This is a genomic window from Levilactobacillus fujinensis, from assembly GCF_003946335.1.
Taxonomy (GTDB): Bacteria; Bacillota; Bacilli; order Lactobacillales; family Lactobacillaceae; genus Levilactobacillus; species Levilactobacillus fujinensis.
In genome coordinates this window covers 1-10,195 of record NZ_RHNX01000054.1, presented here as the reverse complement: position 1 = coordinate 10,195, position 10,195 = coordinate 1, and the positions used below count along the sequence as shown (strand labels likewise).

The following is a 10,195-nucleotide window of genomic DNA, read 5'->3' as shown; positions in this document are numbered from 1 at the left end:
GGGGCAGTGTGCCCCTTTTATTATACAGAAAATGGCGTCGACAGATTTCTCTATCAACACCAAATATCATAGAACCGATACATAACATTCGATTCAGCCACAGAATAGAGAAAAACGTCCCGAGACATTGTCCCGGGACGTTTTGTGTAAATACTATTTATTTTTAGTGGTAAAGGGCACGACGCCAGATGGCAATGTACCAGGGCTAAGCGCGCGATTTCCTAACGGATTAAATGCGTGCTGTTGGTGTTTCGCCCACCGGTCAAGGATGGCCGCTAAACAGATGACCAGGGCCTCATGGTCAGGTTGGTCAATGGTGAGTTCTACCGTGGCACCACCAGATGCACGAACTTGGTCAATTGTGGCAATCGTATTTTTACCGTGGGTGATGCGAAAGTGACCATTATTGAGATTTCCCAGAATGACCCAGTTAAGTCCACGAACAAACAACACCTCACGAATGACACCAAAAGTTTTGTTGACACGACCTACCATTTGTCGATGGTATATTAGTCGGAACTTGGGCAGTAACCCAAGTGTTTCTTGTTTAACTTCGGCTTCTAGTTCCCCCGCAATCGTGTAGACGGACAAGACGTCCGCCCGCATTCCCCACTTACCAACTAGAAGGTAGCATGACTGATTATCCGTATCCCGAATAACCGTAGTTGCCCGAGCGGAAAGGGCAGCCTGATTCAGGTACAATTTACGCATGGGGCACCTCCTTTGTTTGGCCAGAAAAACCATTTGAATTCATTTTAACATGTTTTGCGAGGAGGCGTTCGATAATATCATTTCGGCTGACGTTATGATAGAATAAAAGGCGAGGTGTTGGGAATGAAACCGTTTATTCATAATGACTGGTGGCCGGTACTTGAACCCGAATTTGAGCAAAGCTACTACCAAGAGCTCCGTCAATTCTTAGTGGAAGAGTATCAGCACTACCGAATTGACCCGGACATGTACCATATCTTTACGGCGTTCGATTGGACCCCGTTTAGTCAGGTTAAAGTGGTGATTTTGGGGCAAGACCCTTACCATAATCCGGGACAGGCTCATGGGTGTAGCTTTTCTGTTATGCCGGGAACGCCGATTCCACCATCGTTGCAGAATATTTATAAGGAACTCGAGAGTGATCTCGGAATCAAGCCAGTTAACCATGGCTATTTGGAAAAGTGGGCGAAACAGGGCGTGCTTCTGTTGAACTCTGTGTTGACCGTTCGTGACGGTAAGGCCTTTTCACATCAAGGCCACGGATGGGAGCGGTTAACGGACGCTGCAATTGCAAAATTATCTGAGCGGCCTGAACCCGTTGTCTTCATTTTATGGGGCAGCGCGGCGCGGTCCAAGATTAAGCTGATCGATACGCAGACCAACATCGTTTTACAGTCGCCGCATCCGAGCCCACTGTCCGCTTATCGCGGTTTCTTTGGCTCCAAGCCATTTTCAAAGACCAACATCGCACTCACATCATTAGGGGAAACCCCCATCGATTGGCAGCTGCCAGAACACGTTACCATTGATGATGGGCCAACCACCGCATCCAATCAGGCATAGAAGAGAATTGATTCGTGGGATATTTTATGGAGGTCATCATCTATGGAACTTTTTGATAGTCTTAAGCAAAAAATTACTGGTAAAAACAAAACCATCGTTTTCCCTGAAGGGGAGGACCCACGGGTTTTAGGCGCCGCAAGTCGGTTAGCCGCTGACGGGTTGATCAAGGTTATTGTTTTGGGTAACAAAGGTGATGTTGAAACGACGGCAACTAACCATGCCATCGATTTGACACCTGTGACGTTGATTGATCCAGCCACTATTCCTGCCGACCAACATAAAGAAATGTTGGACGCCTTAGTGGCACGGCGTAAAGGGAAGAACACCCCTGAACAAGCCGCAAAAATGTTGGAAGATCCCAACTACATTGGAACAATGATGGTCTACATGGGCCAAGCCGATGGGATGGTTTCCGGTGCGGTTCACGCTACTGGAGACACGGTTCGTCCAGCCTTACAGATTATTAAGACACAAGAAGGCGTTCGTCGGATTAGTGGCGCGTTCATTATGCAAAAGGGTGACGAACGATACGTCTTTGCTGACTGTGCCATCAACATTGAACTTGATGCTGCTGGGATGGCTGAAGTGGCCATTGAAAGTGCACAGACTGCTAAGATCTTTGATATCGACCCTAAGGTTGCCCTGTTGAGCTTCTCCACCAAGGGTTCTGCCAAGGGTGACATGGTTACTAAGGTTCAAGAAGCCACGAAGATTGTGCATGAAACGGCACCTGATTTAGCCGTTGATGGTGAATTGCAGTTTGACGCTGCCTTTGTTCCTAGTGTGGCTGCACAAAAGGCACCAGGTTCAAAAGTTGCTGGTCACGCCAATGTCTTCGTCTTCCCTGAACTCCAATCTGGGAACATCGGCTACAAGATTGCCCAACGCTTCGGTGGTTTTGAAGCTGTCGGCCCCATCTTACAAGGCCTGAACAAGCCGGTTTCTGACTTGTCTCGTGGTTGTAACGAAGAAGACGTTTACAAGGTTGCCGTCATTACGGCCGCTGAATCCGTTAAATAAGATGAGTTACTAAATTTAATCACGTCAAATGAGTACCCGGATTGCTATTTATCAGCAGTCCGGGTATTATTTGTTAGGTTGAAATTACGGCCCGTGGTGTTAGTATTTGAATGAGGGAGTTACCAATGACGGGAATGTAGACTCGGTCGCAACGAATCAATTAGCACAGTTGCGTAAATTATTTTGTTCGTTAAAGGAGTTAGTTGAATGTTTGAAGTAACAGCTACGACACCAGAGGCCACAATGGCTTTGGGCCAACAATTAGCACCATGGTTACAGCCACGCGACGTTATTTTACTGGATGGTGATCTTGGTGCTGGGAAGACAACTTTTACCAAAGGATTAGCGGCTGGATTAGGTATCAAACGCAACGTGAAGAGCCCGACCTTTACTATTATTCGTGAGTATCAGGGTGGGCGAATTCCACTGTACCACATGGACGTTTACCGGCTAGAAGAAGGCGGTGGGGATGAATTGGGCCTAGACGAGTATTTCAATGGTGACGGGGTCAACGTCATCGAATGGTCGACCTTCATCGCTGACGAGTTGCCAGCAGACTACTTACGGGTAGTCTTCAAGCGTGACGATGATGCCGGTGAGAATCAACGAACGTTGCAGTTTGAACCCGTGGGGGAACATTTTAATCAACTGGTTCAACACCTGGAGGACGCACAAGCATGAGTGAAGAAGTCAGTATTCGGCTACCAGGAGCAGCCGATGCCAAGAAACTATTGGCGCTACTAGCGCGATTACAGCAAGAAAGTGATACGTTTAGTTTGGTCGATGCCGACGATCCAATTAGTGCTGCTCAGGAAGCCGATCAACTCGATCAGATTCGTCAGAGTCCGCGGCATTTACTCTTAGTGGCCAGTCTCGACAGGCAATTGCTAGGCGTATGTTCAATTTCACCAACGCCGCAGGGTAATGTGGGGGAACTGGGTATCGCTGTTGAGAAGAAGTACTGGCGCATGGGTATCGGCACCGCATTAGTCGATGAAGCTTTGTACTGGGCGGAAACGGCAAGTGAGTTAGAGGCGGTAGGCTTAATCGTTCAAACACGAAACGTGGCCGCGATGAAGCTCTACCAGAAGATGGGCTTCGAGCGCACCAACACGCCGCCAGAAATGGTAACGGACGATGACGGTGAACAGGTTACAGCGGTGGAAATGGTCTATCCGTTAGGTAAAGAATAAAGTGTGTGATGAGGGAGACTAAGCGTTAAAGGTGATGACCTCTCTGCTGACTTGGCTGGTCTGATTTAGCGTGACAATTCCTATCGTTACAAGAGCAATGTGAATTCAACCTTTAGTTAACTGAATGATAGTGAAGTAGGATTGTGACTGCCTGACGGTTACAATCCCTTTTTGTGTAGCGAGGGAGGGTGGAATGCGCAACTAACAACATTGTTTTTCACTGTAAGCTTTTCTTTTTGACTATGAAAGCGTTATCCTTAAACTAGGGTGTTGTCAAAGAAGTAGTGACGATGAGGAGGAATTTGGATATGTATCAGGCGAACGAACACCGCTATGATCAAATGGTTTATAATCGCATTGGCGATAGTGGGTTAAAGCTTTCGGCTATCAGTCTAGGGCTTTGGAATAATTTTGGTAGCGTGGATGCGTATGATAATCAAAAAGCAATTATTCATCAGGCGTTTGATCTGGGGATTACGTCGTATGATTTGGCGAATAACTACGGACCAGAACCCGGTAGTGCCGAGGAAAACTTTGGTCGAATCATGGCGACCGACATGCATGCCTATCGCGATGAAATGGTTATTTCGAGTAAGGCTGGTTATGTGATGTGGCCTGGGCCTTATGGTAATTGGGGATCACGAAAAAGTATCATCGCGAGTGCCGACCAGAGTCTAAAGCGAACGGGATTGGACTATTTTGATATTTTTTACAGTCATCGTGCCGATCCTGCGACTAATCCAGAAGAGACGGCCTTGGCCCTGGATCAACTGGTTCGTTCAGGGAAGGCCCTCTACGTTGGTGTTTCAAACTATAATGGGGCGCAGACGCAGGCCATCGCGAACATTTTCAAAGAATTACATACACCATTTATTATTCACCAGCCACGCTATAATTTACTGAATAGGGACATTGAGAACGACGTGTTGCCAGTCTTACTGCGGAATCATAAATCAGCAATTAGCTTCAGCTCGTTGTGCCAAGGTCTGTTAACGAAAAAATATTTGAATGGCATTCCACAAGATTCACGGGCGAATAAGACGACGATTCCGTTCTTGCATCCAGCCCAAGTCGAACAGACGCTCCAGACAATTCGGGCGTTAAACGAAGTAGCCAAGCAACGAAATCAAAGCTTAGCTCAAATGGCGTTGGCATGGAATCTAAGACAGCCAGCGATTGCCAGCGTCCTGATCGGTGCTAGTCGACCAGAACAAGTTGTTGATAACGTCGCGGCACTGGCCAACCTGGACTTCACAACGGACGAGCTCAATGGGATTGATCAAATCTTAGCACAACAGGCGCCAATCGATTGGGATAAGAATTAGACCTCATGAGGAGACTACTTGTAGGTCGAATAGCCAGACTAACTGAAGATTGAAATTAAACAGCGTCTGAGATCGACCTCTCGGGTAGCATGGCAGTATATCTGTAGAACCTAAAAAAATTGACATCATCTGAACTGTCAGACGGTGTCAATTTTTTTGTAACTCTTGTTGGTCTTGAACCCAATTCTAATTCCTGGAAACCGCCGACAGCCAGTCTACAGCTATCTCGTCACCAACCTAAGCATTTATCGTCACGAAGGGTTTTAACGGTTGTGTGCCAAAATGATTAGCTTCATATAACAGAATGTTCGCGCAGGCGAGACTGTCATCAAGCGCGTTGTGATGATGGTGTAGGTCGATATTGAGTTCATCGCAAACGGTATTTAATTTGTGATTAGGGAACTCGGGGAAGAATTTGCGACTGGTCTTCACAGTGTCCAATGTGAGGTAACGCGCAGTCGGCAAGCTGTAGTGTTCCAGTGTGCTCCGCAAGACACCATTGTCAAACGGGGCGTTGTGGGCAATCACGAGGCGGTCGCGTTGAAAGAAGGGCGCGACGTGTTGCCAAACCTCGGGGAAGGCCGGCGCATTGGCCACGTCAGCTTCATGGATGCCGTGGATTTGGACGTTCCGCCAGAAAAAATCGGTATCTGGCTTGATCAGGGTGTAAAATTCATCGACGACTTGACTATTGCGGACGATGGTCAAGGCTAGGGAACAAGCACTGTATCGCTTGCCACTGGCCGTTTCAAAGTCCATGGCAACAAAGTTCACAAAGACATCTTCCTCTCTTGATCGGTTAGACGGTGAGTCCGTCGACGTCCAGCTCTACTGGACAGTGATCGGAACCCATGATTTGGTCTAAAATTTCTGCTTTTCGTAACTGGGGTTCGAGGCGTTGACTGGTAATGAAGTAATCGATTCGCCACCCGGCGTTATTGTCGCGGGCGTGAAACCGATAGCTCCACCAGGAATACCGGTCGGTGGTATCGGGATTGAAGTAACGGAAAGTGTCCGTATAGCCGGTCGCCAACAACGCCGTCATTTTTTCTCGTTCGTCATCGGTAAAACCAGCATTTTTATGATTCGTTTTGGGATTCCGCAGGTCGATCTCCGTGTGGGCCACGTTCAGGTCGCCACAGAAGATAATGGGCTTTTTGGCATCTAACTTTTTTACAAATGCCAAGAAGGCTTGTTCCCAGCCCATCCGGAAGTCGAGACGTTTCAGTCCACTACCAGAGTTAGGGGTATAACAGGTCAGTACGTAAAAATCCGGATATTCCAACGTAATTGTTCGGCCCTCGTGGTCAAAATCAGGCGCATCGATGCCGTAAAGAACATTCAGCGGCTTGTGCTTGGTAAAGAGCGCTGTCCCCGAATACCCCTTTCGTTCGGCATAGTTCCAGTATTGATAGTAACCCGGTAGGTCGAGATCAATCTGGCCCTCCTGCAGCTTGGTTTCCTGAATCCCAAAGAAATCGGCATCCAAGTCCTGAAAAGTTTCGACGAAATTCTTCTTCACAATTGCCCGTAGGCCGTTTACGTTCCACGAAATAAATTTCATTTTCGGCACCTCCACTAACTTTAGTATACCAGAAAAAGCGAGATGTAACGTGCCAGAGCTTTTAACGGAGTGCCAAGCACTCGCCAGTCAGAATGACAATATTTTATTGGAATTGGAGCGTTCGCCGTCGGTCTGACTAGTTTTCATGGTAAAATAGGTCTATTGACGATTAATTCCGTTGAACCAGTCGCTGGCAAAACGGAACGTAAATCTTTGCGAAACGAGAGGATAATCACGATGATGGAAGATATAGCAACGGTATTTCCTGAGGTAAAAATTTTGCGTAATGAGCCCTTGGCCCACTACACGTATACGAAGACCGGGGGACCTGCCGACTATTTAGCTTTTCCGACGAACGTTCAGGAGACCAAGTCCTTGTTAGCTTACGCGAAACAAGAGGCGTTGGCCGTAACGGTTGTGGGAAATGCCAGTAACTTAATCGTTCGTGACGGTGGTATCCGTGGCTTGGTGATGATTTTGACTGACATGAACCAGATTAGCAGCTCGGGTCAGACGGTCACTGCCGAAGCCGGGGCAGCGTTGATCAAGGCGACTCAGGTTGCCCAAGCCCATTCATTGCAGGGCTTGGAATTTGCAGCTGGAATTCCCGGTAGCGTGGGTGGGGCAATCTTCATGAACGCCGGGGCTTATGGTGGTGAGATCAGTGAGGCCGCTTTGTCGGCTGAAGTCTTGACGCCAGAAGGTGAAATCCGGACGTTGACGAAGAAAGAACTCGACTTCGGTTACCGCCACAGTTCCATTCAGGATTATCACGACATTGTGTTGTCGGCAACTTTTGCCCTGACGACCGGGGATGGCGCTGCCATTCAAGCTAAGATGGATGACCTGAACGAACGTCGAGCTGCTAAACAACCGCTGGAACTGCCTTCCTGTGGGAGTGTCTTCAAACGTCCCAAGGGTCACTACACCGGGCAATTGATTCAAGAGGCTGGGTTACAGGGACTAAAGTGGGGTGGCGCTCAGGTTTCCACGAAGCATGCCGGATTCATCGTGAATATCGACCATGCGACGGCCACGGATTATTTGGAATTAATTCACCATATTCAAGCGGTTATTTTGAAAGAAGATAACGTTCAGTTGGAGACTGAGGTTCGCATCATTGGCGAGAAGCCAACGACCGAAAATTAAAAAAGGGGGAACCATATGTGCCTATTGTTGAAGCAGTGATCCTGTTGATCGTGTTAGTTCTGTTCTCTAATATTATCAGTCACTACCTCACGTTTATTCCAGTCAGCTTGATTCAAATTGCCTTGGGCCTCATCGTTGCCTTAGTTTGGCAGTTTGAGGTACCGCTGGAGACTGATTGGTTCTTGCTTTTGTTCATTGCACCATTGCTATATAACGATGGTCGTCGTTTCCCCCGCCGGGAACTCTGGCGATTACGGGGCCCCATTTTTGCAAATGCCATTTGGTTAGTTTTCTTAACCACGATTCTGGGAGGTTTCTTGATCTACGAGTTGATCCCAAAGATGCCATTAACTGTGGCGTTCGCGTTGGCGGCTATTCTATCGCCGACCGATCCGGTAGCGGTGCAATCAATTTCGAAGCAGGCCAAGTTACCGGAAAGTCTGCTGCATTTGGTCAGTGGTGAAAGCTTGATTAACGATGCTAGTGGGCTGATTGCCTTCAAGTACGCCATTGCAGCGACGGTCACGGGTGCCTTTTCAATGGGAACGGCAGTCGGCGACTTCTTCTACATTAGTATTGTTGGATTCTTATCCGGGCTGATTATCATGACGGCCATTCAGCTGTTAATGGATGTTTTGCGTCGGCAAGGTATCGACGACGTGATTTTTAACACGGTCTTACAGATTGCCACACCATTTGTTGTCTACCTGGTGACCGAAGAGATCACGCACGCATCTGGTGTAATTGCTGTCGTCACCGCGGGAGTCCTCTACCATGCTCGAGAAAGCCGGATTGTTGAGGATTCACCTGAATTAAAATTGGTTACGGAAAAAGTTTGGGATATTATTATCTATTCGTTGAACGGAATCGTTTTCGTCATCTTAGGAATCGAATTGCCCGTCGCCACATCACAGGTCATCAAGGGGGGGCAATTCAACACGTGGGAAGCGTTGTTCTTTGCGTTTGTTACTTGGGTGATCATTGTCGTGATTCGGACGGTTTGGACGTATGGATACGTCTTGTATGAACGCTTAAATAACCGCTCACGGAAGGAACGGCCGGGAATTCGGATGTCGATTCTGTCCGGGCTATCTGGTGTGCGGGGTGCCGTTACCATGGCCGGGGTCCTTTCTGTGCCGATGACGGTGGCTTCCGGTGCTGGTTTTCCAACACGGGCGCTAATGCTTTTCGTTGCGTCAGGGGTCATCATTATTAGTTTAGTGGCAGCAACGATTACCTTGCCACTGATATCAACGTCTGGGCAACCACTACAGACTCGGGCGAGTGCAAGTGATGAAGGGGCCAACGAGATTGATCTGGACGCCGATGGTGAGGAGATTCCCGCCGAGCCAGTGCGTCAGATCAGTGAGGATGAGGCGCGGGCATACATTATGCGCTTGGCCATTTCTAAGATTGAAGAGTTACGACGGCCGAATAATCAGCGGGCGGCGTATGACTTGATCTTAGACTATCAATTTATCATTCGTCGTTTAGAAATGAACTATCGCGCCGACACGGCCATGCAGAAGGTGTTAGACGACGAGATTCGGTTGCGGCAGGTTACGTTGGCTGGTGAACGTGAGTCGTTGAAGGACCTGCGTCAAGCAGAAAAAATTACGCAGACGAGCTATGTCGGGGCGCTCCGGCGAATTGAAAACATGGAGAGTCGATTGACGCAGGTTGCCGGTCACACCATGCCCAGCGTGCTGAAATACTGGCGTGTTTTCTTCAAGCACATGTTCCGTAACGCAGCTTATTGGTTGCACTCGGAAAATACGGAGCGACTGCATGCAGAGAACAATTTAGTCGAGCGAGAAACTGCGAAAGCAGCCATCAAGTCGCTATCGCAGTACCTCGCCAGTTCTGACGTGGACGAGACGCAGTTCGATAATCAAGCGGTCTACCACTTACTGGTCCAGTACCGTAATCGCATCGAACGGGCCAAGGCCGAAACAGCGCCGACGCATGAAGAAGAGTACCAACATCAAATCAATAAATTGCGAGTGCGGGCGCTTGGGGCCGAACGGTCGGGGATTCAGACCTTGCTCGAGGCGGGTAACATTACCTGGAATATGGCGTCCCATCTTCGGCAGTACGTTAACTATTCCGAAAACGTCTTGGTCATGTCCTTGAATAATGAGGAAGGATAGTCGGCGGCCAGTAAGGCGATGACGAGACTAGGCTATCTAATTCTTGGCACAGCATCGTTGTTAGAACGTGTTTTGAAACTTTTAACCTACACCTAAAGAGGCGCCACAAACTGTTGAGATGCAGTCTGTGGCGCCTTTTGACTTGATTTGCTATGGGTATAAGGGTTCTATGATATTTGGTGTTGATAGAGAAATCTGTCGACGCCATTTTCTGTATAATAAAAGGGGCACACTGCCCCA

General features: G+C 48.2%; 10 protein-coding genes. 7 read left to right on the top strand and 3 right to left on the bottom strand.

Going from position 1 to position 10,195, the window contains the following annotated elements; genetic code table 11:
• Positions 1–153: 153 nt before the first annotated feature.
• Positions 154–711 (bottom strand): LURP-one-related/scramblase family protein, encoded by a 558-nt coding sequence (locus EKM89_RS12985; protein WP_125689167.1) that lies wholly within the window; start codon positions 709–711, stop codon positions 154–156.
• Between the two features lie 123 nt (positions 712–834).
• On the opposite strand from EKM89_RS12985, the gene EKM89_RS12980 reads away from it, so the two are divergent.
• The 5 genes from EKM89_RS12980 to EKM89_RS12960 all read left to right on the top strand — a co-directional run bounded on the left by EKM89_RS12980 (position 835) and on the right by EKM89_RS12960 (position 5,092).
• Positions 835–1,554, top strand: a complete 720-nt coding sequence (locus tag EKM89_RS12980) for a uracil-DNA glycosylase (protein WP_125689165.1) — start codon at positions 835–837, stop codon at positions 1,552–1,554.
• A 42-nt stretch (positions 1,555–1,596) separates the two neighbouring features.
• Positions 1,597–2,574, top strand: coding sequence for a phosphate acetyltransferase (pta, locus tag EKM89_RS12975; RefSeq protein ID WP_125689163.1), 978 nt, complete (start codon positions 1,597–1,599; stop codon positions 2,572–2,574).
• Between the two features lie 207 nt (positions 2,575–2,781).
• Positions 2,782–3,255: a tRNA (adenosine(37)-N6)-threonylcarbamoyltransferase complex ATPase subunit type 1 TsaE gene (gene tsaE / locus EKM89_RS12970; protein ID WP_125689161.1), complete on the top strand. Its 474-nt coding sequence runs from the start codon at positions 2,782–2,784 to the stop codon at positions 3,253–3,255.
• A complete protein-coding gene (locus EKM89_RS12965) occupies positions 3,252–3,767 on the top strand; it encodes a GNAT family N-acetyltransferase (protein ID WP_125689159.1) in 516 nt (171 codons plus the stop codon). The genes tsaE and EKM89_RS12965 overlap by 4 nt, the downstream gene beginning before the upstream one ends.
• Positions 3,768–4,075: 308 nt before the next feature.
• Positions 4,076–5,092, top strand: coding sequence for an aldo/keto reductase (locus EKM89_RS12960; protein ID WP_125689157.1), 1,017 nt, complete (start codon positions 4,076–4,078; stop codon positions 5,090–5,092).
• Between the two features lie 237 nt (positions 5,093–5,329).
• Here the strand turns inward: EKM89_RS12960 and EKM89_RS12955 are convergent, their stop codons facing one another.
• A complete protein-coding gene (locus EKM89_RS12955) occupies positions 5,330–5,866 on the bottom strand; it encodes a 3'-5' exonuclease (RefSeq protein ID WP_125689155.1) in 537 nt (178 codons plus the stop codon).
• 25 nt (positions 5,867–5,891) lie between these two features.
• The gene (locus EKM89_RS12950; protein WP_125689153.1) at positions 5,892–6,656 is read right to left on the bottom strand and encodes an exodeoxyribonuclease III; all 765 of its coding nucleotides are present in this window, start codon (positions 6,654–6,656) and stop codon (positions 5,892–5,894) included.
• 237 nt (positions 6,657–6,893) lie between these two features.
• Between EKM89_RS12950 and murB the strand changes: the two genes are divergently transcribed.
• Both murB and EKM89_RS12940 read left to right on the top strand, forming a co-directional pair.
• Positions 6,894–7,805 (top strand): UDP-N-acetylmuramate dehydrogenase, encoded by a 912-nt coding sequence (gene murB / locus EKM89_RS12945; RefSeq protein WP_125689151.1) that lies wholly within the window; start codon positions 6,894–6,896, stop codon positions 7,803–7,805.
• Between the two features lie 17 nt (positions 7,806–7,822).
• Positions 7,823–9,955, top strand: coding sequence for a cation:proton antiporter (locus EKM89_RS12940; RefSeq protein ID WP_125689149.1), 2,133 nt, complete (start codon positions 7,823–7,825; stop codon positions 9,953–9,955).
• Positions 9,956–10,195 lie beyond the last annotated feature (240 nt).

Coding starts and splice junctions, on each gene's coding strand:
- EKM89_RS12985 (WP_125689167.1), bottom strand. CDS start 711: ATGCGTAAATTGTACCTGAATCAGGCTGCCCTTTCCGCTCGGGCAACT.
- EKM89_RS12980 (WP_125689165.1), top strand. CDS start 835: ATGAAACCGTTTATTCATAATGACTGGTGGCCGGTACTTGAACCCGAA.
- pta (WP_125689163.1), top strand. CDS start 1,597: ATGGAACTTTTTGATAGTCTTAAGCAAAAAATTACTGGTAAAAACAAA.
- tsaE (WP_125689161.1), top strand. CDS start 2,782: ATGTTTGAAGTAACAGCTACGACACCAGAGGCCACAATGGCTTTGGGC.
- EKM89_RS12965 (WP_125689159.1), top strand. CDS start 3,252: ATGAGTGAAGAAGTCAGTATTCGGCTACCAGGAGCAGCCGATGCCAAG.
- EKM89_RS12960 (WP_125689157.1), top strand. CDS start 4,076: ATGTATCAGGCGAACGAACACCGCTATGATCAAATGGTTTATAATCGC.
- EKM89_RS12950 (WP_125689153.1), bottom strand. CDS start 6,656: ATGAAATTTATTTCGTGGAACGTAAACGGCCTACGGGCAATTGTGAAG.
- murB (WP_125689151.1), top strand. CDS start 6,894: ATGATGGAAGATATAGCAACGGTATTTCCTGAGGTAAAAATTTTGCGT.